The sequence below is a fragment of the [Enterobacter] lignolyticus SCF1 genome (assembly GCF_000164865.1).
Classification (GTDB): Bacteria; Pseudomonadota; Gammaproteobacteria; order Enterobacterales; family Enterobacteriaceae; genus Enterobacter_B; species Enterobacter_B lignolyticus.
The window spans coordinates 3,958,887-3,980,104 of the sequence record NC_014618.1 but is presented as its reverse complement, the minus strand read 5'-3'; the positions used below and the strand labels follow the sequence as shown (position 1 = coordinate 3,980,104).

19 protein-coding genes are annotated in these 21,218 nt (G+C 58.2%); 13 read left to right on the top strand and 6 right to left on the bottom strand.

Annotation, left to right across the window (positions count from 1 at the left end):
• Positions 1 to 36: 36 nt before the first annotated feature.
• Positions 37 to 936: a transcriptional activator NhaR gene (gene nhaR / locus ENTCL_RS18495; RefSeq protein ID WP_013367667.1), complete on the top strand. Its 900-nt coding sequence runs from the start codon at positions 37 to 39 to the stop codon at positions 934 to 936.
• 68 nt (positions 937 to 1,004) lie between these two features.
• Here the strand turns inward: nhaR and rpsT are convergent, their stop codons facing one another.
• Positions 1,005 to 1,268 carry a 30S ribosomal protein S20 gene (gene rpsT, locus ENTCL_RS18490; protein WP_044612007.1) on the bottom strand — a complete coding sequence of 88 codons (264 nt, stop codon included), beginning with the start codon at positions 1,266 to 1,268 and terminating at the stop codon, positions 1,005 to 1,007.
• Positions 1,269 to 1,596: 328 nt separating this feature from the next.
• Between rpsT and ribF the strand changes: the two genes are divergently transcribed.
• The 8 genes from ribF (at position 1,597) to ENTCL_RS18445 (ending at position 9,836) form a co-directional block, all read left to right on the top strand.
• Positions 1,597 to 2,535 carry a bifunctional riboflavin kinase/FAD synthetase gene (gene ribF, locus ENTCL_RS18480; RefSeq protein WP_013367665.1) on the top strand — a complete coding sequence of 313 codons (939 nt, stop codon included), beginning with the start codon at positions 1,597 to 1,599 and terminating at the stop codon, positions 2,533 to 2,535.
• A gap of 43 nt (positions 2,536 to 2,578) precedes the next feature.
• Positions 2,579 to 5,395, top strand: coding sequence for an isoleucine--tRNA ligase (gene ileS, locus ENTCL_RS18475; protein ID WP_013367664.1), 2,817 nt, complete (start codon positions 2,579 to 2,581; stop codon positions 5,393 to 5,395).
• Entirely contained in the window at positions 5,395 to 5,895 is a 501-nt protein-coding gene (lspA, locus tag ENTCL_RS18470) for a signal peptidase II (RefSeq protein ID WP_013367663.1), read from the top strand. The genes ileS and lspA overlap by 1 nt, the downstream gene beginning before the upstream one ends.
• A 117-nt stretch (positions 5,896 to 6,012) precedes the next feature.
• Positions 6,013 to 6,462 (top strand): FKBP-type peptidyl-prolyl cis-trans isomerase, encoded by a 450-nt coding sequence (gene fkpB / locus ENTCL_RS18465; RefSeq protein ID WP_013367662.1) that lies wholly within the window; start codon positions 6,013 to 6,015, stop codon positions 6,460 to 6,462.
• Between the two features lies 1 nt (position 6,463).
• Positions 6,464 to 7,414, top strand: coding sequence for a 4-hydroxy-3-methylbut-2-enyl diphosphate reductase (gene ispH / locus ENTCL_RS18460; RefSeq protein WP_013367661.1), 951 nt, complete (start codon positions 6,464 to 6,466; stop codon positions 7,412 to 7,414).
• 66 nt (positions 7,415 to 7,480) lie between these two features.
• Positions 7,481 to 8,395: a ribonucleoside hydrolase RihC gene (rihC, locus tag ENTCL_RS18455; RefSeq protein WP_013367660.1), complete on the top strand. Its 915-nt coding sequence runs from the start codon at positions 7,481 to 7,483 to the stop codon at positions 8,393 to 8,395.
• Positions 8,396 to 8,497: 102 nt separating this feature from the next.
• The gene (locus ENTCL_RS18450) at positions 8,498 to 9,061 is read left to right on the top strand and encodes a glucose-6-phosphate isomerase family protein (RefSeq protein ID WP_013367659.1); all 564 of its coding nucleotides are present in this window, start codon (positions 8,498 to 8,500) and stop codon (positions 9,059 to 9,061) included.
• Positions 9,054 to 9,836, top strand: a complete 783-nt coding sequence (locus ENTCL_RS18445; RefSeq protein WP_013367658.1) for a glucose-6-phosphate isomerase family protein — start codon at positions 9,054 to 9,056, stop codon at positions 9,834 to 9,836. The genes ENTCL_RS18450 and ENTCL_RS18445 overlap by 8 nt, the downstream gene beginning before the upstream one ends.
• 42 nt (positions 9,837 to 9,878) lie before the next feature.
• On the opposite strand, the gene ENTCL_RS18440 is transcribed toward ENTCL_RS18445, so the two are convergent.
• The 5 genes from ENTCL_RS18440 to ENTCL_RS18420 are packed head-to-tail and all read right to left on the bottom strand — an operon-like array spanning position 9,879 to position 14,189.
• Positions 9,879 to 10,697: a PTS system mannose/fructose/sorbose family transporter subunit IID gene (locus tag ENTCL_RS18440; protein WP_013367657.1), complete on the bottom strand. Its 819-nt coding sequence runs from the start codon at positions 10,695 to 10,697 to the stop codon at positions 9,879 to 9,881.
• Positions 10,697 to 11,494, bottom strand: a complete 798-nt coding sequence (locus tag ENTCL_RS18435) for a PTS mannose/fructose/sorbose/N-acetylgalactosamine transporter subunit IIC (protein WP_013367656.1) — start codon at positions 11,492 to 11,494, stop codon at positions 10,697 to 10,699. The genes ENTCL_RS18440 and ENTCL_RS18435 overlap by 1 nt, the downstream gene beginning before the upstream one ends.
• 10 nt (positions 11,495 to 11,504) lie before the next feature.
• The gene (locus tag ENTCL_RS18430; RefSeq protein WP_013367655.1) at positions 11,505 to 11,999 is read right to left on the bottom strand and encodes a PTS sugar transporter subunit IIB; all 495 of its coding nucleotides are present in this window, start codon (positions 11,997 to 11,999) and stop codon (positions 11,505 to 11,507) included.
• 10 nt (positions 12,000 to 12,009) lie between these two features.
• The gene (locus tag ENTCL_RS18425) at positions 12,010 to 12,438 is read right to left on the bottom strand and encodes a PTS sugar transporter subunit IIA (RefSeq protein ID WP_013367654.1); all 429 of its coding nucleotides are present in this window, start codon (positions 12,436 to 12,438) and stop codon (positions 12,010 to 12,012) included.
• A 2-nt stretch (positions 12,439 to 12,440) separates the two neighbouring features.
• Positions 12,441 to 14,189: a class I mannose-6-phosphate isomerase gene (locus tag ENTCL_RS18420; RefSeq protein ID WP_013367653.1), complete on the bottom strand. Its 1,749-nt coding sequence runs from the start codon at positions 14,187 to 14,189 to the stop codon at positions 12,441 to 12,443.
• Between the two features lie 189 nt (positions 14,190 to 14,378).
• Here ENTCL_RS18420 and ENTCL_RS18415 point away from each other — a divergent pair, with 189 nt between their 5' ends.
• The 4 genes from ENTCL_RS18415 to carB all read left to right on the top strand — a co-directional run bounded on the left by ENTCL_RS18415 (position 14,379) and on the right by carB (position 21,188).
• Positions 14,379 to 15,386, top strand: coding sequence for a LacI family DNA-binding transcriptional regulator (locus tag ENTCL_RS18415; RefSeq protein ID WP_013367652.1), 1,008 nt, complete (start codon positions 14,379 to 14,381; stop codon positions 15,384 to 15,386).
• 133 nt (positions 15,387 to 15,519) lie between these two features.
• Positions 15,520 to 16,341 (top strand): 4-hydroxy-tetrahydrodipicolinate reductase, encoded by an 822-nt coding sequence (gene dapB, locus ENTCL_RS18410; protein WP_013367651.1) that lies wholly within the window; start codon positions 15,520 to 15,522, stop codon positions 16,339 to 16,341.
• 455 nt (positions 16,342 to 16,796) lie between these two features.
• Positions 16,797 to 17,945: a glutamine-hydrolyzing carbamoyl-phosphate synthase small subunit gene (gene carA, locus ENTCL_RS18405; RefSeq protein WP_013367650.1), complete on the top strand. Its 1,149-nt coding sequence runs from the start codon at positions 16,797 to 16,799 to the stop codon at positions 17,943 to 17,945.
• A gap of 18 nt (positions 17,946 to 17,963) precedes the next feature.
• On the top strand, positions 17,964 to 21,188 hold the full coding sequence (carB, locus tag ENTCL_RS18400; protein ID WP_013367649.1) for a carbamoyl-phosphate synthase large subunit: 3,225 nt from the start codon (positions 17,964 to 17,966) through the stop codon (positions 21,186 to 21,188).
• Positions 21,189 to 21,218: the final 30 nt, after the last annotated feature.

The window sequence follows — 21,218 nt, the reverse complement described above, 5'->3', positions numbered from 1 at the left end:
GCGGCCATTTTTGCAAAGACTCAGGGAGAGAAGTGCATGTCGCATATTAATTACAATCACCTGTATTACTTCTGGCACGTCTATAAAGAAGGTTCGGTCGTGGGTGCCGCAGAAGCGCTGTACCTGACGCCGCAGACGATTACCGGGCAAATTAAGGCGCTGGAAGAGCGCCTGCAGGGGAAGCTCTTTAAGCGCAAAGGGCGAGGGCTTGAGCCGAGCGAGCTAGGCGAGCTGGTGTTCCGCTACGCCGATAAGATGTTCACCCTGAGCCAGGAAATGCTCGATATCATCAACTATCGCAAAGAGTCCAACCTGCTGTTTGACGTCGGGGTTGCGGATGCGCTGTCAAAACGCCTGGTGAGCGGTGTGCTCGATGCGGCCGTCGTTGAGGATGAGCAAATCCATCTGCGCTGCTTTGAGTCAACGCACGAGATGCTGCTTGAGCAGCTCAGCCAGCATAAGCTCGATATGATTATTTCCGACTGTCCGATCGACTCCACGCAGCAGGAAGGGCTGTTTTCGGTCAAAATCGGCGAGTGCAGCGTCAGTTTCTGGTGTATGGCGCCGCTGCCGCAAAAGCCGTTTCCCGCCTGTCTGGAGGAGCGCCGTCTGCTGATTCCCGGCCGCCGCTCAATGCTGGGTCGCAAGCTGCTTAACTGGATTAACTCGCAGGGGCTGCAGGTCGAAATTCTGGGGGAGTTTGACGATGCCGCGCTGATGAAAGCCTTCGGCGCCGCGCATAACGCGATTTTTGTCGCGCCGACGCTGTATGCGCACGACTTCTATGCGGATGACCACATCGTCGAGATTGGCCGGGTGGAAAACGTGATGGAAGAGTATCACGCGATTTTCGCCGAGCGGATGATTCAGCATCCGGCGGTGCAGCGCATCTGCAACCGCGACTACTCCGCGCTGTTTACCCTGCCGTTAGGCTAAAGGCAAACGGCAGGCATAAAAAAACCCGCAGAAGCGGGTTTTTTCACAAAGCGACAACAGGCGGGCGATTAGGCCAGTTTGTTGATCTGTGCAGTCAGGTTAGCTTTATGACGTGCAGCTTTGTTTTTGTGGATCAGACCTTTAGAAGCCTGACGGTCCACGATTGGTTGCATTTCGTTAAATGCTTTCAGTGCAGCAGCTTTGTCGCCAGCTTCGATAGCTGCGTATACTTTCTTGATGAAAGTACGCATCATAGAGCGACGGCTAGCGTTGTGCTTGCGAGCCTTTTCAGACTGAACGGCGCGCTTCTTAGCTGATTTGATATTAGCCAAGGTCCAACTCCCAAATATGTTCTATATGGACAATTCAAAGGCCGAGGAATATGCCCTTTTAGCCTTCTTTTGTCAATGGATTTGTGCAAATAAGCGCCGTTAATTTGACGACGCTACGTTACGTAGTGATGGCGCAAGATTCTATCAGCAAGCGCGCACCGAATACAGCTTTTCCGCTACAAAAATCGCAGCAAACGGCCAGTTTTCTTGCTCTGGCCGCCGAGGTGGATGAAATCCTTGCATCTTTCGTCTTAGAGGTGCAATCGCCGGTTAACGTCGCCCCCTGTACAAGGTATACTCTGACGATTTTCACTGTTTTGAGCCAGACATGAAGCTGATACGCGGCATACATAATCTTGGTCAGGCGCCGCACGGGTGCGTATTGACCATTGGTAATTTCGACGGCGTGCATCGTGGGCATCAGGCATTGCTGCAGCGTTTGCGTGCGGAAGGCCGCGAGCGAGGTTTACCGGTTGTGGTCATGATTTTTGAGCCGCAGCCGCTTGAGCTTTTTGCCGTGGATAAGGCGCCGGCCAGGCTGACGCGCCTGCGCGAAAAGCTGCGCTATCTGGCCGAGAGCGGCGTCGATTACGTCCTGTGCGTCCGCTTCGACCGTCGCTTCGCGGCATTAACGGCGCAGGCGTTTATCGGCGAGCTGTTGGTGAAGCGTCTCGGCGTGCGGTATCTGGCCGTCGGCGATGATTTCCGCTTTGGCGCTGGTCGCGAAGGGGATTTCTTGTTATTACAGAAAGCGGGCGCCGAGTTTAGCTTTGACGTCACCAGTACGCAAACCTTCTGCGAAGGCGGATTGCGCATTAGCAGCACCGCGGTTCGCCAGGCGCTGGCGAATGACGATCTCGGGCTTGCGCAAACGCTGCTGGGGCACCCGTTCACGATTTCAGGGCGCGTAGTTCACGGTGATGAACTCGGGCGCACCATAGGTTTCCCGACGGCGAATTTACCGCTGCGTCGTCAGGTTTCCCCGGTCAAAGGGGTCTACGCGGTAGAAGTAACAGGGCTGGGCGACACGCCTTTACCCGGCGTTGCCAACATCGGTACCCGTCCGACGGTGGCGGGCGTGCGCCAGCAGCTGGAAGTGCATTTACTGGATGTTGTAATGGACCTCTACGGTCGCCATATAGATGTGATACTGCGTAAAAAGATACGCAACGAGCAGCGATTTGCCTCGCTGGATGAACTGAAAGCGCAAATCGCGCGTGATGAGTTAACAGCCCGCGAATTTTTTGGGCTAGCAAAACCGGCCTGAGGCCGGTTATGTAATCAAACCGAAATACGGAACCGAGAATCTGATGAGTGACTATAAATCAACCCTGAATTTGCCGGAAACAGGGTTCCCGATGCGCGGCGATCTCGCCAAGCGCGAACCGGGAATGCTGGCGCGTTGGACCGATGATGACCTGTACGGCATCATTCGTGCAGCCAAAAAAGGCAAGAAAACGTTCATTCTGCATGATGGCCCTCCATATGCGAATGGCAGCATTCATATTGGTCACTCTGTAAACAAAATTCTCAAAGACATTATCGTGAAGTCCAAAGGACTCGCGGGATATGACTCGCCTTACGTTCCGGGCTGGGACTGCCACGGTCTGCCGATCGAGCTGAAAGTTGAGCAAGAGTTTGGCAAGCCGGGCGAGAAGTTCACCGCTGCGGAATTCCGCGCGAAATGCCGCGAATACGCCGCCACTCAGGTTGACGGTCAGCGCGCTGACTTCATCCGTCTGGGCGTGCTGGGCGACTGGTCGCACCCGTACCTGACCATGGACTTCAAAACCGAAGCCAACATCATCCGCGCGCTGGGTAAAATCATCGGCAACGGCCACCTGCATAAAGGCGCCAAACCGGTGCACTGGTGCGTGGACTGCCGTTCTGCGCTGGCGGAAGCGGAAGTTGAGTATTACGACAAAACGTCTCCGTCCATCGACGTGGCGTTCCATGCGGTAGATCAGGATGCGGTCAAAGCCAAATTTGGCGTCTCGTCCGTAAACGGCCCAGTATCACTGGTTATCTGGACCACCACCCCGTGGACCCTGCCTGCCAACCGCGCGATCTCCCTGTCCGGCGAGTTTGACTACGCGCTGGTGCAGGTGGAAGGTCAGGCGCTGATCCTGGCGAAAGACCTGGTTGAAAGCGTGCTGAAACGCGCGAATATCACCGACTACACCGTGCTGGGCACCGTGAAAGGCGACGCGCTGGAGCTGATGCGCTTCAAACATCCGTTCCTGGACTTCGACGTTCCGGCCATTCTGGGCGAACACGTTACCCTGGACGCCGGTACCGGCGCGGTGCATACCGCCGGCGGTCACGGCCCTGACGACTACAGCATCAGCCTGAAATACGGTCTGGAAATCGCCAACCCGGTCGGCCCGGACGGTTCCTACCTGCCAGGCACCTACCCGGCGCTGGACGGTATCAACGTCTTTAAAGCGAACGACATCATCGTCGACATGCTGCGCACCAGCGGCGCGCTGCTGCACGTCGAAAAAATGCAGCACAGCTATCCATGCTGCTGGCGTCACAAGTCGCCGATCATCTTCCGTGCGACCCCGCAGTGGTTCGTCAGCATGGATCAGAAAGGCCTGCGCGAGCAGTCCCTGAAAGAGATCAAAGGCGTGCAGTGGATCCCGGACTGGGGCCAGGCGCGTATCGAATCCATGGTGGCGAACCGTCCTGACTGGTGTATCTCCCGTCAGCGTACCTGGGGCGTGCCGATGTCTCTGTTCGTGCACAAAGAGACGCAGGAGCTGCACCCGAACACCCTGGAACTGATGGAAGAAGTGGCGAAGCGCGTTGAAGTTGACGGCATTCAGGCGTGGTGGGATCTCGATTCCCGCGACATCCTGGGCGCTGACGCGGACAGCTACGAGAAAGTGCCGGATACCCTGGACGTGTGGTTCGACTCCGGGTCTACCCACTCTTCCGTTGTTGATGTGCGTCCGGAGTTTGCCGGTCACGCCGCCGACATGTATCTGGAAGGGTCTGACCAACACCGCGGCTGGTTCATGTCATCTCTGATGATTTCCACCGCGATGAAGGGCAAAGCGCCGTATCGCCAGGTGCTGACCCACGGCTTCACCGTGGACGGTCAGGGCCGTAAGATGTCCAAATCTATCGGCAACACCGTTTCTCCGCAGGACGTGATGAACAAACTGGGCGCGGACATTCTGCGTCTGTGGGTGGCGTCTACCGACTACACCGGCGAAATGGCGGTGTCTGACGAGATCCTCAAACGTGCTGCCGACAGCTATCGTCGTATCCGCAACACCGCGCGCTTCCTGCTGGCGAACCTGAACGGTTTTGATCCAGTGAAAGACATGGTGAAACCGGAAGAGATGGTCGTTCTGGATCGCTGGGCGGTAGGCTGTGCGAAAGCGGCGCAGGAAGATATCCTGAAAGCCTATGAGTCTTACGACTTCCACGAAGTGGTGCAGCGCCTGATGCGCTTCTGCTCCATCGAAATGGGCTCGTTCTACCTCGACATCATCAAAGACCGCCAGTACACCGCAAAAGCGGAAAGCGTGGCACGTCGTAGCTGCCAGACTGCGCTGTTCCACATCGCAGAAGCGCTGGTGCGCTGGATGGCGCCGATCATGTCCTTCACCGCAGATGAAATCTGGGGCTACCTGCCGGGCGACCGTGAGCAGTATGTCTTCACTGGCGAGTGGTACGAAGGTTTGTTCGATCTCTCCGGCACCGAAGCGATGAACGATGCCTACTGGGACGAGCTGCTGAAAGTGCGCGGCGAAGTGAACAAAGTTATCGAGCAGGCGCGTGCAGACAAAAAAGTCGGCGGTTCTCTGGAAGCGGCGGTCACCCTGTACGCAGAACCCGAGCTGGCGGCGAAGCTGACGGCGCTGGGCGACGAATTGCGATTTGTCCTGTTGACCTCCGGGGCGACAGTTGCCGATTATGCAGCCGCAACGGCAGACGCTCAGCAGAGCGAGCTGCTGAAAGGGCTGAAGGTTGCGTTGAGTAAAGCCGAAGGCGAGAAGTGCCCGCGCTGCTGGCATTACACGACCGACGTCGGCCAGGTGGCGGAACACGCGGAAATCTGCGGACGCTGTGTCAGCAACATCGCCGGTGACGGCGAACAACGTAAATTTGCCTGATGAGTAAATCTGTGTGTTCAACAGGGCTGCGCTGGCTGTGGGTCGTCGTCGCCGTATTGATTATCGATCTGGGCAGCAAGTACCTGATCCTCCAGAATTTCATGCTGGGGGATACGGTAGGGCTGTTTCCGTCGCTTAATCTGCACTATGCGCGTAACTACGGCGCGGCGTTTAGCTTCCTCGCCGACAGCGGCGGCTGGCAGCGCTGGTTCTTTGCGGGCATTGCTATCGGTATCTGCGTCATCTTAACGGTGATGATGTATCGCGCGAAGGCGTCGCAGAAGCTCAATAACATCGCCTATGCTTTGATCATCGGCGGCGCGCTGGGCAACCTGTTCGATCGCCTGTGGCACGGCTTTGTGGTCGATATGATCGACTTCTACGTCGGCGACTGGCACTTTGCCACCTTCAACCTTGCCGATACGGCGATTTGTATCGGCGCGGCGCTGATCGTGCTGGAAGGTTTCTTGCCTAAACCTACAGCGAAAGAACAGGCTTAATTGTAAATGCCGGGTGGCGCTACGCTTACCCGGCCTACAGAATTTGTGGCCTCCCGTAGGCCCGGTAAGCGTAGCGCCACCGGGCAACAGGTGACCCAAAACAAGCGAGCAATTTGCATGTCTACATCTGTACAGAGCAACAGCGCCGTTCTGGTGCATTTTACGCTGAAACTTGATGACGGCTCCCTGGCCGAGTCGACTCGCAACAACGGCAAACCGGCGCTGTTTCGCCTCGGCGATGGCTCTCTGTCTGAAGGGCTTGAGCAGCATCTGCTGGGGCTGACGGCTGGCGAAAAACGCGTTTTCTCGCTGGAGCCTGACGCCGCGTTCGGCGTGCCGAGCCCGGATCTCATCCAGTACTTTTCCCGTCGTGAATTTATGGACGCTGGCGAGCCGGAAATCGGCGCGATTATGCTCTTTACCGCTATGGATGGCAGCGAAATGCCGGGCGTGATCCGCGAAATCAACGGCGACTCCATCACCGTTGATTTCAACCATCCGCTGGCAGGTCATACCGTTCATTTTGATATTGACGTGCTGGAAGTTGATCCGGCACTGGAGGCATAACATGCAGATCCTGTTGGCTAACCCGCGCGGCTTTTGCGCTGGCGTTGACCGCGCTATCAGCATTGTTGAAAACGCGCTGGCTATCTACGGCGCGCCGATTTACGTCCGCCATGAGGTGGTGCACAACCGCTACGTGGTGGACAGCCTGCGCGAGCGCGGGGCGATTTTCATTGAGCAGCTCAGCGAAGTACCGGACGGCGCGATCCTGATATTTTCCGCGCACGGCGTATCCCAGGCGGTGCGTAACGAAGCCAAAGGCCGCGATCTCACCGTGTTCGATGCGACCTGCCCGCTGGTCACCAAAGTGCATATGGAGGTTGCCCGCGCCAGCCGTCGTGGCGAGGAGTCGATTCTGATTGGCCATGCCGGTCACCCGGAAGTCGAAGGCACGATGGGTCAGTACAGCAACCCGCAAGGGGGCATGTATCTGGTGGAGTCGCCGGACGACGTCTGGCGGCTTAACGTCAAAAACGAAGCCAAACTGTCGTTTATGACCCAGACCACGCTCTCGGTGGACGATACCTCCGACGTCATCGACGCGCTGCGCAAGCGCTTCCCGCAGATCGTCGGGCCGCGTAAAGACGATATCTGCTATGCCACCACCAACCGTCAGGAAGCGGTGCGCGCGCTGGCGGAGCAGGCGGACGTCGTGCTGGTCGTCGGCTCCAAAAATTCGTCGAACTCCAACCGCCTGGCCGAACTGGCGCAGCGGATGGGGAAAGCGGCGTTTTTGATTGATGACGCAACGGATATCCAGGAAGCCTGGGTGAAAGAGGCGAAGTGCGTCGGCGTGACCGCTGGCGCGTCCGCGCCGGATATTCTGGTGCAGAACGTGATTGTTCGTCTGCAGGCCTTAGGGGGCGGTGACGCCGTGCCGCTGGAAGGACGCGAAGAAAATATCGTCTTCGAAGTGCCGAAAGAGCTGCGAATGGATGTTCGTGAAGTCGAATAAGTTATTCATTTCACTGTTATGAGAAGATGCCAGACTGCCCGTCTGGCATTTTTTTATGGAGGAAATATGCGCTTACCGATCGTTCTTGATACTGACCCTGGCATTGATGATGCGGCGGCGATCGCCGCGGCGCTGTTTGCCCCCGAGCTGGATGTACAGTTAATCACCACCGTCGCCGGTAACGTTTCGGTCGAGAAAACGACCCGTAACGCGCTGCAGCTGCTTCATTTCTGGCAGGCTGATGTGCCGCTGGCGCAGGGCGCCGCCGCGCCGATGCTGCGCCCGCTGCGTGACGCGGCGAACGTTCACGGCGAGTCGGGCATGGAGGGGTATGACTTTGTCGAGCATAACCGCCAGCCGCTGGCGAAGCCGGCGTTTATTGCCATTCGCGATGCTGTGATGAGCGCGCCGGAGCCGCTGACGCTGGTGGCGATTGGCCCGCTGACCAATATCGCGCTGCTGTTGACCCACTACCCGGAATGCATCTTTAACATCCGTCGTCTGGTCATCATGGGCGGTTCCGCTGGTCGGGGCAACTTCACGCCGAATGCGGAGTTCAACATTGCGATTGACCCGGAAGCCGCCGCGCGTGTGTTTCAGAGCGGCATTGATATCGTGATGTGCGGGCTGGACGTTACCAACCAGGCGGTGCTGACGCCCGACTATCTGGAGCAGCTTCCGCAGCTTAACGAAACCGGAAAAATGCTGCATTCCCTGTTCAGCCACTACCGCAGCGGCAGCATGAGCAGCGGGCTGCGGATGCACGACCTCTGCGCCATCGCCTGGCTGGTTCGCCCGGAGCTGTTCGCGCTAAGCCCGTGCTTTGTCGCGGTCGAGACCCAGGGCACCTGGACCGCAGGCGCCACTGTGGTGGATATCGAAGGCCGTCTTGGGCAGCACGCCAACGCCCAGGTTGCGCTGGGACTGGATGTTGACGGCTTCCGCCGCTGGGTATCGGAGGTACTGGCGCTGGCACCCTGACGGCGGAGTGTGATTAACCTTGCAAAGTTATTACCCTCCCGCAAGGTTAATCGATTAATCTGCTATGCTTACGGTGTTGTTCTCCTCGGGCCGGAGATAAACATGAACTCTCAGATAATCCAGCCACCTCTGGTGGCATGGGCGAATGGCGCTTTCAGCCATGCGCCGGTAATTCGTAAAACGACGCGCATTCAGGATCTGACTGCCGTTTTTGCCGACGGTCAGGCCTGGCGCAGCTGCGATCCTCAGCTCCCGGTGTATACCGTTGAAATGCTTGAGACGCCTGCCGGAGAGGGGGAGCTCTGGACGGGGGTGACGCATCTGAACCCCGGAAAAGTGGGCAACGAATTTTTCATGACCCGCGGGCATTTTCACGCCCGCCGCGAGCAGGGTGAAGTCTACTTTGGCCTGCGCGGGCAAGGGCTGCTGCTGCTGCAGGACGAACACGGAAAAGCGCGGCTGGAAACGGTCTGCGCAGGGTCGGTGCATATTATTCCCGGGTTTACCGCGCACCGGCTTATCAACACCGGCAGCGAGATCCTCTCCGCGCTGGCCGTCTGGCCGACCATCGCCGGGCATGACTATGCGGCGCTGCAGGGCGGGTTTGCGCTGCGGGTGCAGGAAGAAAACCAGCAGATCTGCGTCTGCGAGGTGCAAAATGGGTGAGAAATCTCAGCCTTACGGGCTCGATATGACCATCCATCATCAGCCGCTCGGCTTTAGCTATGGCGATGAGGTCACGGGGCCGATGCCGGAAATCCGCCATCTCGATCAAATCCGCGCATCGCTTCGCGACCCACACTGCGACGGGCCGGACGAGGTCTACGCCATTGCGATGGACGTCGCGCGCATGCAGGATCGCGAAGAGCTGCAAAAGCGGATGCTGCTGTTCGGCGTGGTGACCTATGCGGCAGGGAAGCTTGGCGATGAGCCGATTCGCAGTCAGGGACATGTGCATCGCATCAGCCAGCACAGCGGCTGGTCGCCGCCGGAGCTGTATGAAATCTGGCAGGGGAAGGCCATTATCTATATGCAGGAGTACGTGGAGGACGACCCCGGACGCTGTTTTGCGGTGATGGCAGGCCCTGGCGATAAGGTTCTGGTACCGCCGGGCTGGGGGCACGCCACCATTTCCGCAAGCCCTGACGAACCGCTGACCTTTGGCGCCTGGTGCGACCGCGAATACGGCTTTGAGTACGATGCCGTTCGCGCGCGTAAGGGGCTTGCCTGGTATCCACTGATGCAGGATAACCACGTGATATGGCAGCATAACCCGCACTATGCGCCAGGGCGTTTACAGGCGATCACGCCGCGTCCGTATACCGAGTTTGGTATTACCTCCGCGCCGGTGTATCAGCAGTTTATCGACGATCCGGCGCGTTTTCAGTTCATCTCCCGGCCTGATAAAGCCGCCGGGCTGTGGCAGAACTTCCATCCATAAAAAAACCGGGGCAGTCGCCCCGGTTTATCGCTTCACATAATCTTACCCCGCAAACAGCCCGCTCGCCACGCCGAGGGCGGCAAGCGCCAGTAGCAGGACCATGGCTTTCACCGGCGATACGCCGCGCTTCGCCATCAGATACCAGGTGCCCAGCACCACGATAAGCGGCAGAAGCTGCGGGAAAATGCCGTCCAGCATCTGCTGGACGTGGATATTGACCCCGTCTTTGGTGATGAATTCAAGGCCGGTGCCAAGCTTCACGTAGCTTGCCGCCACGCCGCCCATCACAAACACCCCCAGCAGCGACAGCGCCTCGCGCAGGCGGGTAGATTTACTGCTGACCAGCATCTCTACCGAACCTGAGCCCATCTGATAGCCCTTCAGAAACAAAAACCAGGAGCCAGGGATGATGATCGCAAGCCAGGCGATGATGTAAAACAGCGGCCCCAGCACGCTGCCGCCCGCCGCCAGCGCCATCCCGATGCTGAGCAAAATCGGGATCAGCATGCCCGGGATCATCGAATCGCCGATCCCGGCGATCGGTCCCATCAGGCCGACTTTCAGGGTGTTAATGGTTTCACCGTCGATGGGATCGCCGTTGGCTTTTTTCTCTTCCAGCCCCAGCGCCATGCCGTTGACGATAGCGCCAATCTGCGGTTCTGTATTGTAGAACGACGCATGGCGGCGCAGCATTTCGGTACGCTGGGCGGCATCCGGGTAGAGCTTACGGGCGACGGGCAGCATGCTCAGGCAAAACCCGAACGACTCGAGGCGTTCAAAGCTCATCGATGACAGGTTATGCATCATCCACGCCCGCCAGCAGCGGCGCAGATCTTTTCGGGTCAGTTTACGCTCTTCCATCAGAATTCATCCTCATCATCGGCCGCCGGTCTGGCTGCCGCAGGCTGCGGCGCTTCCGGCTTGTAGTTGTAATGAATCAGCGCCAGCAGCGCGCCCACGATAACCAGCGCCACCATGTTCAGCTTCAGAAAAACAATGCATATGAAGCCGACGAGAAAGTAGATAAGCATGGTGTAGTTCTTGATTATCTGCTTAAGCAGGATGGCGATACCGACGGCGGGTAAAATGCCGCCCAGCACGTTCATGGTTGAGAGCACCACCTTCGGCAGGCTGTCCATAAAGCCGCTGATGTACTGGGCCCCGAAGTAGACGGCGATAAACGTCGGGACAAAACGCAGGACAAAGTTGGTGGCCTGCGGCCAGATAGCGCTGTTGAGATAGATACCGCGCTCGTCGCCGCGCTCCAGCGCGTTATCGGCGCGATGGTTCCAGAATGAGTTCAGCACCATCATGGCGTTGAACAAAATGGTACCTGCAATCCCGATGGTGGCCGCCAGCGCCACGGCGACTTCCGGCCCTTTGCCCGACAAAATGCCCAGCGCAATCGCCGGATAAGCCACGAAGTTGAGGTCAGCCGGCATTGAGCCGCCCGGCGTGACCATCGCGATATACACCGCCTGCACCGCGACGCCTATCATGATGCCCGTCGTCACATCGCCGAGGATAAACCCGACCAGCATGCCGGATACTAACGGGCGGGTAATCAGATACCAGCCGCCCGTCAGGCCAAACAGCCAGGGACTGCTGAGCGCGCCCAGATAGCAGAGCACGCCAATTAATGTCGCTTCGATAATCATTGCCCGCTCCTTATTTCAGCTTTTGCCGGGCGTCCTGCCAGCTGTAATAGCTGGCGTCGGGAACCAGGCGAAACTCAACGTGGTGGCCGTGCGCGCTCAGGTAGTCGAATGCCGCAATCTCTTGCGCGTTTACCGACTGATTGGGGCCGATGGTGGTGGTGTCGGCGCGCGCGCTCATCGGGCCGACGTTGATTTTGCCGTTGCCATTTTTCAGGCTGATACCGGCCTCCTCAAGGCGCTGCAGCGTGACCGGCGATTTGCCGATGACGAAATAGCGTTTCTCGCTGGCGATCACTTTGGGCAGCTTTTCGATGGCGGTGGCGGTATCGAACAGCCAGACTTTGGTATCGGATACCGCGCCTTTCATCACCGATGAAAGCAGCGGGTCGGCCGCGACGGCGTCATCGATAGCGACAATCCCGTCGCAGGGCAGCTCTTTGGCCCAGCGTGTGATGAGCTGCCCATGAATCACGCGGTCGTCGATGCGGACAAAAGAAATACTCATAGCAAGCTCCTTAAAAATCGTCAGATTGCGCCGCGGCGCCCGGGCTCGCCACGACCAGCGTCGGCAGGGTGAGCTCAAGCAGATGCCGGGCGGCGGCGTTAACATCGTCAAAATGCTGAATATCGTCGGTTTGCAGCAGCATCGGGAAGCTCATGCCGCCGATGACCGCGACCGGCGGAACGACATCCGGCGAAAAGGCATACTGGCAGGCGACGTTCCACGGCGTCCCGCTTTGCATATCGCACAGCACCAGCACCCCGTCGGCGCCCGCGCTGGCGGCCTCCAGCGTTTGGGCAAACTCGCGTTTAAAACCGTCAATACCGGCGTCGCCGCGCAGAGTGACGGCGCGCAGGTGCGCCATCTCGCCGTAGACCATGGCCGCGCTGTCCAGCATGGCGCTGGCCATGGGGCCATGGGAGGCCACTATCACATTAATCATTGTTACCCCCTGACCCAGGCTTTGACGGTGGCAAAACGCTGGCCGATGCTATTGCCGACAGGCGTTATCCGGTATTCCCCGACCGAGGCCGGAATAATAAAGGTTTCAGCATAGTGCACGGTGAAGGGAGCAAACGCGCCGCTGGGGCTCTCCACTAGGGCTTCCGCGCCTTCGACCAGGTTCAGCACGTTGACGCCGCCCTGGGTATGGTGGGTCACCGGGCCGCTAAACCAGTGGCGGCGCGTTTCAATAAACTCCCGCTCGTGCAGGCCGGTACGCTCTTCCTGCCAGCCGTCTCCTTCGCCGAGCGGCTCAATACGGTTCACCAGATGCTGATGCACCCATTGGGTGTCGCGCTGCCAGTCGATCACCTGTTCGCCGTGCGTCAGATGTACCGGGCGCGGCAGCCCGTCGAGCCCCAGCCGTCCCCAGTCCCACAGCTTGAAGGTAAAAATATACGGCGTGGCGCTTATCTCCAGCACCATGGTGCCTGAACCCGAGCAGTGCACTGTGCCCGCCGGAATCAGGAAGTGATCGTGCTTGCGCGCCGGGATCTGGTTCACGAAGCGTCGATCGTCAAAGTCCTTCTCGCCGCGGGCCGCCTGATGGAGGTCGTCAATCATCGCGGCAGGGTCGGTGCCGGTTTTGGTGCCGAGATACACCACCGCGTCCGGCTCTGCGTCCAGGATGTAGTAGCTCTCATCTTGGGTATAGTGCATACCGAACTGCTGCTGAATATATTCCGTTAGCGGGTGGACCTGGAAACTCAGGTTCTGGCCGCCCATGGTGTCGAGAAAATCGAAGCGGATCGGGAATTCCGCGCCGAAACGGGCGTGAACCTTTTCGCCCAGCAGCTCTTGCGGATGCAGCAGCACCAGGTCCAGAGAGGGGATCTCGATCCGCACGTCGCCAAACCGCATCAGCAGGCTGTTTTCCTCGGGCACGCAGTCAAAACACCATGCATAGTTAGGCTTCGAGGGATCGAGATCGAATCGTTGCTTCATCCACTGGCCGCCCCAGACGCCGGGGTCGAAGAAGGGCACCACGCGGAAGGGGCGATGGCTGGTTTCCTTCAGACCCGCGCGCAAAGCCTCGCCGCTGACCATCGACGGCGCGTCGGCGAGAGTGGTATCGAGCAGAAAATGGGTACGCTTGAGCAGCGGCGTTTTATGACGGTCAAATACCCGCCACTCGATAAAAAAGGCGCGTTTGTAGCGGCGCAGTATATCTTCATGCTGGTTTTCCACGCCCCAGTTGCCGAGCTCGCCGCTGCGCATCCGCTGTTGGATCTCCCAGCGTGGCAGGTCGGCGTAGACCAGCACGTCGCCCGGGTGCACCAGCGAGGCGCCGGGACCATACACCACGACCAGCCCTTCGGCGGCGTCCGCCACCTGCTGGCGCAGCGCCGCCAGACGGTCAGCGTCAAAAAATTCGCTTAACTGGTGGCAGGAGAGGACGCCGAAGACGCGATCGTCGGTCAGGTTGCGGGCCAGCAGCGTATGCAGGGCCTGCTCATCCTGTCGGGCGCTCTCGACGTTGACCAGCACGCTGGCGTTAAGCGCGGGCAGCAACTGGTGTTCCAGCTCGCTCAGGCGTACGCCCGGATAGCAGTCGATGACCAGTACGGTTTTGGCGGCGGCGGAACGTCGGGTGTTCAGCGCAGTAACAATGGCCTGCCAGCCTTGCCAGGCCTGATGTTCGTAGCCCTTCACGGATACTTCAGGGTATTTATCGTAGGTTGTCAGTTTCATTCTTTCTCTCCGTAATCGCTATACTAAGATTAATCGATTAACCGATACTGAAAAGAGTGGTTAACGCGATTAACCTGGCAAAAAGCGCAATAAAATGTCTTTTACGCCACGCGATGTGAAGTTCCTCACAGGGAAAAATGCAAAATGTCGGTTATTCGATTAATCTGTGAGGGAGCAACAGGAGGAAACATGACGACAGTGACGCTGGCACAGGTTGCCGAGAAGGCGGGCGTATCGACGGCAACGGTGTCGATGGTGCTGCGCAACCGTGGGCGCATCTCACCGGCGACCCGTGAACGGGTGCTAAAAGCGCTGGATGAGTCCGGTTATGTCTATAACCAGACGGCGGCGAATTTGCGCAACCGCAGCAGCAACCAGGTCGGCCTGCTGCTGCATGATATTACCAACCCCTTTTACGGGGAGATGACCGCAGGCCTCAGCCATGAAATGGAGCGTCACGAGATGCTGCTGTTTCTGGCCAATAGCGAAGAGTCAGAAGAGCGTCAGCAAAAGTTTGTCGACTCGCTGCTGCGCAATAACGCCTGCGGCATGGTGCTGTGTGCGGCGCGGGAAACCCCGCAGGCGTTTTTCGACGGCCTGAAGCGGCGCAATATTCCGGCCATTATGGTCGTGCGGCCGTTGACCGACCCGGACTTTGACTTCGTCGGCACCGACAACTTCCTCGGCACGCAGATGGCGACATCGCACCTGCTGAAGCTGGGGCACCGGAACATCGCGTTTATCGGCGGCAGCCAGAATTCCGGTACCCGTTCCCAGCGTATCGGCGGTTTTACCAGCCGCCTTCTGGAGCACGGGCTGTCGCCGAATCCGCAGTGGATTGTCACCTCTCAGGCCAGCCAAAGCGACGGCGCGCGGGTGTCCGAAGCGCTGTTCAGGCAGTTTCCGCAGATTACCGCCGCGGTGTGCTACCAGGATATCGTCGCGCTGGGCGTGATGCAGACCCTGCGCAAACTCGGCAGGGAGGTGGGGCGTGACTTCGCCCTCGTCGGCTTTGACGATATTACCGAGGCGGCGCTGGTGCAGCCTGCGTTAACGACGGTTTCGGTTGCGGCAAAAGAGATAGGACGTAAGGCGGGCGAACTGCTTTATAGTCGTATTCAGGGCAACGATGAGCCGCCGAAACGGATCATTCTGCCGCCAGCGCTGGTGGTCAGAGAATCATGCGGTTTTCGCTGATCGTTATGTCTTTTGCTGATAGAAATCCCTGTTTCACGTTAAATTCTAATTATCGGTGTTTTTGAGTGGCGGCCTCTGGCGGGGCTGGTTACTCTGAAAACGATTTACAAATAGTTAACTTAAGAGAATAGATATGCATGATGCACAAATCCGCGTGGCGATAGCGGGCGCGGGAGGCCGTATGGGGCGTCAGTTAATTCAGGCCGCGACGCAGCTGGATGGCGTTCGGCTGGGCGCCGCGCTGGAGCGCGAAGGCTCTTCCCTGCTGGGGTGCGATGCGGGTGAGCTCGCCGGCATCGGCCACACCGGCGTTACGGTACAAAGCAGCCTGGAAGCGGTGAAAGCGGATTTTGACGTTTTCATCGATTTCACCCGCCCTGAAGGGACGCTGGCGCACCTGGCGTTCTGCCGGGCGAACGGTAAGGGCATGGTTATTGGCACCACCGGTTTTGACGATGCCGGCAAACAGGCTATTCAGAGCGCGGCGCAGGAGATTGCAATCGTCTTCGCCGCCAACTTCAGCGTAGGGGTCAACGTGATGCTGAAGCTGCTGGAGAAGGCCGCCAAAGTCATGGGAAGCTACACCGATATCGAAATTATCGAAGCGCACCATCGTCACAAAGTGGATGCGCCGTCAGGCACTGCGCTGGCGATGGGCGAGGCGATTGCCGGCGCGCTGGATAAAGATCTGAAAAGCTGCGCCGTATACAGCCGTGAAGGCCACACCGGCGAGCGCGTACCGGGCACCATCGGTTTCGCTACCGTGCGGGCGGGCGACATCGTCGGTGAGCATACCGCGATGTTCGCCGATATCGGCGAGCGCGTGGAGATCACCCATAAAGCCTCCAGCCGTATGACGTTCGCTAACGGTGCTGTTCGTTCCGCACTGTGGTTAAAAGGCAAGAAAAATGGTCTTTTTGATATGCGAGATGTGCTCGATCTCAACAGTTTGTAAGAGTTATTACCCATCGTGATGTGGTTTTTGCAGTCATAATATGTTGATTGCATAGGGCAATATTTTATTGCCCTTTAATTTTATCATTTTTAATTCAATTTTTTTATGAGGTTTCTGTTTTTGAATGTTTACTCCTCGTTTTGTGTTGTTGGAATGTAAATTTTGACCATCTGGTCCACTTTTTTATCCTTTTCCGCTTCGCTTTACATTATTCTGGCTGCGCAAGCGGTTGTTATCCTCATCCTGGCTGCTATTTTTGCCTGTTATACAGGGCTTAATTCTTCAGTGGCGCAAAATAACAATAAAAATACCGTCTTTAAGTTGACTTTTTACCTCTGAATCTCCAGAATGCCGCCGTTTGCCAAAAATCCGCTGGCAACACATTTGCATTGATTCATGACGTGGTTGTGCATTAATATGCAAATAAAGTGAGTGAATATTCTCTGGAGGGTGTTTTGATTAAGTCAGCGCTATTGGTTCTGGAAGACGGAACCCAGTTTCACGGTCGGGCCATAGGGGCAACAGGTTCGGCGGTTGGGGAAGTCGTTTTCAATACTTCAATGACCGGTTATCAAGAAATCCTCACTGATCCTTCCTATTCCCGCCAAATCGTCACTCTTACTTATCCTCATATCGGTAATGTCGGCACCAACGCCGCTGATGAAGAATCCTCCCAGGTACATGCGCAAGGCCTCGTCATTCGTGACCTGCCGCTTATCGCCAGCAACTTCCGCAATACCGAAGACCTCTCTTCTTACCTCAAACGCCATAACATCGTGGCGATTGCCGATATCGATACCCGTAAGCTGACGCGCCTGCTGCGTGAGAAGGGCGCCCAGAACGGCTGCATCATTGCCGGCGATAACCTGGACGCAGCGCTGGCGCTGGAAAAAGCGAAAGCCTTCCCGGGCCTGAACGGTATGGATCTGGCAAAAGAAGTGACCACCGCCGAAACCTATAGCTGGACGCAGGGGAGCTGGACGCTGGCGGGCGATCTGCCGGAAGCGAAGAAAGAGGACGAACTGCCGTTCCACGTGGTGGCCTACGATTTCGGCGCCAAGCGCAATATCCTGCGTATGCTGGTGGACCGCGGCTGCCGCCTGACGGTGGTTCCGGCGAAGACCTCCGCTGAAGACGTGCTGAAGATGAACCCGGACGGTATCTTCCTCTCCAACGGCCCGGGCGACCCGGCGCCGTGCGATTACGCGATCGACGCGATTCAGACATTCCTTGAAACCGATATCCCGGTTTTTGGCATCTGCCTCGGCCATCAGCTGCTGGCGCTGGCGAGCGGCGCGAACACCGTCAAGATGAAGTTCGGCCACCACGGCGGCAACCACCCGGTGAAAGATATCGACAACAACACGGTGATGATTACGGCGCAGAACCACGGCTTCGCGGTCGATGAGGCCTCCATGCCGGCTAACCTGCGCGTGACGCACAAATCACTGTTCGATGGCACCCTGCAGGGTATTCATCGCACCGATAAGCCCGCCTTCAGCTTCCAGGGACACCCGGAAGCCAGCCCAGGCCCGCACGATGCCGCACCGCTGTTCGATCACTTCATCGAACTTATCGAGCAATACCGTAAGACCGCTAAATAATCAGGAGCTGAGAAGATAATGCCAAAACGTACAGACATAAAAAGCATCCTGATCCTCGGCGCTGGCCCGATTGTTATCGGCCAGGCCTGTGAATTCGACTACTCTGGCGCCCAGGCGTGTAAAGCCCTGCGTGAAGAGGGCTACCGCGTCATCCTGGTGAACTCGAACCCGGCGACCATTATGACCGACCCGGAAATGGCCGATGCGACCTACATCGAGCCGATTCACTGGGAAGTGGTGCGTAAAATCATCGAAAAAGAGCGCCCGGACGCAGTACTGCCGACCATGGGCGGCCAGACGGCGCTGAACTGCGCGCTGGAGCTGGAGCGTCAGGGCGTGCTGGCCGAGTTCGGCGTGACCATGATTGGCGCCACCGCCGACGCGATTGATAAAGCCGAAGACCGTCGCCGTTTCGACGTGGCGATGAAGAAAATCGGCCTCGACACTGCGCGTTCCGGTATCGCGCACAACATGGAAGAAGCGCTGGCGGTTGCCGCTGACGTGGGATATCCGTGCATCATCCGTCCGTCCTTCACCATGGGCGGCACCGGCGGCGGTATCGCCTACAACCGCGAAGAGTTCGAAGAGATTTGCGAGCGCGGTCTGGATCTCTCTCCCACCAAAGAGCTGCTGATTGATGAATCGCTGATCGGCTGGAAAGAGTACGAGATGGAAGTGGTGCGTGATAAAAACGACAACTGCATCATCGTCTGCTCTATCGAAAACTTTGACGCGATGGGGATCCACACCGGCGACTCCATCACCGTGGCGCCTGCCCAGACGCTGACCGACAAAGAGTATCAAATCATGCGTAACGCCTCGATGGCGGTACTGCGTGAAATCGGCGTCGAAACCGGCGGTTCTAACGTTCAGTTCTCAGTAAACCCGAAAACCGGCCGTCTGATTGTTATCGAAATGAACCCGCGCGTGTCCCGTTCTTCGGCGCTGGCCTCGAAAGCCACCGGCTTCCCGATTGCCAAAGTGGCGGCGAAGCTGGCGGTGGGTTACACCCTCGACGAGCTGATGAACGACATCACCGGCGGCCGCACTCCGGCCTCCTTCGAGCCGTCTATCGACTATGTCGTTACCAAAATTCCTCGCTTTAACTTCGAGAAGTTCGCGGGCGCCAACGACCGTCTGACCACCCAGATGAAATCGGTCGGCGAAGTGATGGCGATTGGCCGTACCCAGCAGGAATCCCTGCAGAAAGCGCTGCGCGGCCTGGAAGTGGGCGCCACCGGCTTTGACCCGAAGGTAAGCCTGGATGACCCGGAAGCGCTGACCAAAATCCGCCGCGAGCTGAAAGACGCGGGCGCCGAGCGTATCTGGTACATCGCCGATGCCTTCCGCGCGGGCCTGTCCGTCGACGGCGTGTTCAACCTGACCAACATCGACCGCTGGTTCCTGGTACAGATTGAAGAGCTGGTGCGTCTGGAAGATAAAGTGGCGGAGCTGGGCATCAACGGCCTGGACGCTGACTTCCTGCGCGTACTGAAGCGTAAAGGCTTCGCCGATGCGCGTCTGGCGAAACTGGCGGGCGTACGTGAAGCGGAAATCCGCAAGCTGCGCGACCAGTTCAACCTGCACCCGGTTTACAAGCGCGTGGATACCTGCGCCGCAGAATTTGCGACCGACACCGCTTACATGTACTCCACCTATGAAGACGAGTGCGAAGCGAACCCGTCCGTTGACCGCGACAAAATTATGGTGCTGGGCGGCGGTCCAAATCGTATCGGCCAGGGCATCGAGTTCGACTACTGCTGCGTACACGCCTCGCTGGCGCTGCGCGAAGACGGTTACGAGACCATTATGGTCAACTGTAACCCGGAAACCGTGTCTACCGACTATGACACCTCCGACCGCCTCTACTTCGAGCCGGTCACGCTGGAAGACGTGCTGGAAATCGTACGTATCGAGAAGCCAAAAGGCGTCATCGTGCAGTACGGCGGCCAGACTCCGCTGAAGCTGGCGCGTGCGCTGGAAGCCGCTGGCGTACCGGTTATCGGCACCAGCCCGGATGCGATTGACCGTGCGGAAGACCGCGAGCGTTTCCAGCAGGCGGTTGACCGTCTGAAGCTGAAACAGCCGGCGAACGCCACCGTGACCGCGATTGAACAGGCCGTAGAGAAGGCAAAAGACATTGGCTACCCGCTGGTGGTGCGTCCCTCCTACGTTCTCGGCGGCCGCGCGATGGAAATTGTGTATGACGAAGCCGACCTGCGTCGCTACTTCCAGACCGCGGTCAGCGTCTCTAACGACGCGCCGGTGCTGCTCGACCGCTTCCTGGACGATGCGGTAGAAGTGGACGTCGACGCCATCTGCGACGGCGAAATGGTGCTGATTGGCGGCATCATGGAGCACATCGAGCAGGCGGGCGTTCACTCCGGCGACTCCGCCTGTTCTCTGCCGGCCTACACCCTGAGCCAGGAAATTCAGAACGTGATGCGCCAGCAGGTGCAGAAGCTGGCCTTCGAGCTGCAGGTGCGTGGTCTGATGAACGTCCAGTTCGCGGTGAAAGACAACGAAGTCTACCTGATTGAAGTGAACCCGCGTGCGGCGCGTACCGTCCCGTTTGTCTCCAAAGCCACCGGCGTTCCGCTGGCGAAAGTGGCGGCGCGCGTGATGGCGGGCCAGACGCTGGCTCAGCAGGGCGTGACCAAAGAAATCATCCCGCCGTACTACTCGGTGAAAGAAGTGGTGCTGCCGTTCAACAAATTCCCGGGCGTTGACCCCCTGTTAGGGCCAGAAATGCGCTCTACCGGGGAAGTGATGGGCGTGGGCCGCACCTTTGCAGAAGCCTTCGCGAAAGCGCAGCTCGGCAGCAGCTCTACCATGAAAAAACAGGGGCGTGCGCTGCTCTCCGTTCGCGAAGGCGACAAAGAGCGTGTGGTCGACCTGGCGGCGAAGCTGTTGAAGCAGGGCTTCGAGCTGGATGCGACCCACGGTACGGCGATTGTGCTGGGCGAAGCGGGCATCAACCCGCGCCTGGTGAACAAGGTGCATGAAGGTCGTCCGCACATTCAGGACCGTATCAAGAATGGCGAATACACCTACATCATCAACACCACCGCTGGCCGCCAGGCGATTGAAGACTCCAAGCTGATTCGCCGCAGCGCGCTGCAGTACAAAGTGCACTACGACACCACCCTGAACGGCGGTTTCGCAACAGCCATGGCGCTGAATGCGGATGCCACCGAGAAGGTGATTTCGGTACAGGAAATGCACGCGCAAATTACGAAGTAAGCCTCTTCACGCAGGCCCGGTTCCGGGCCT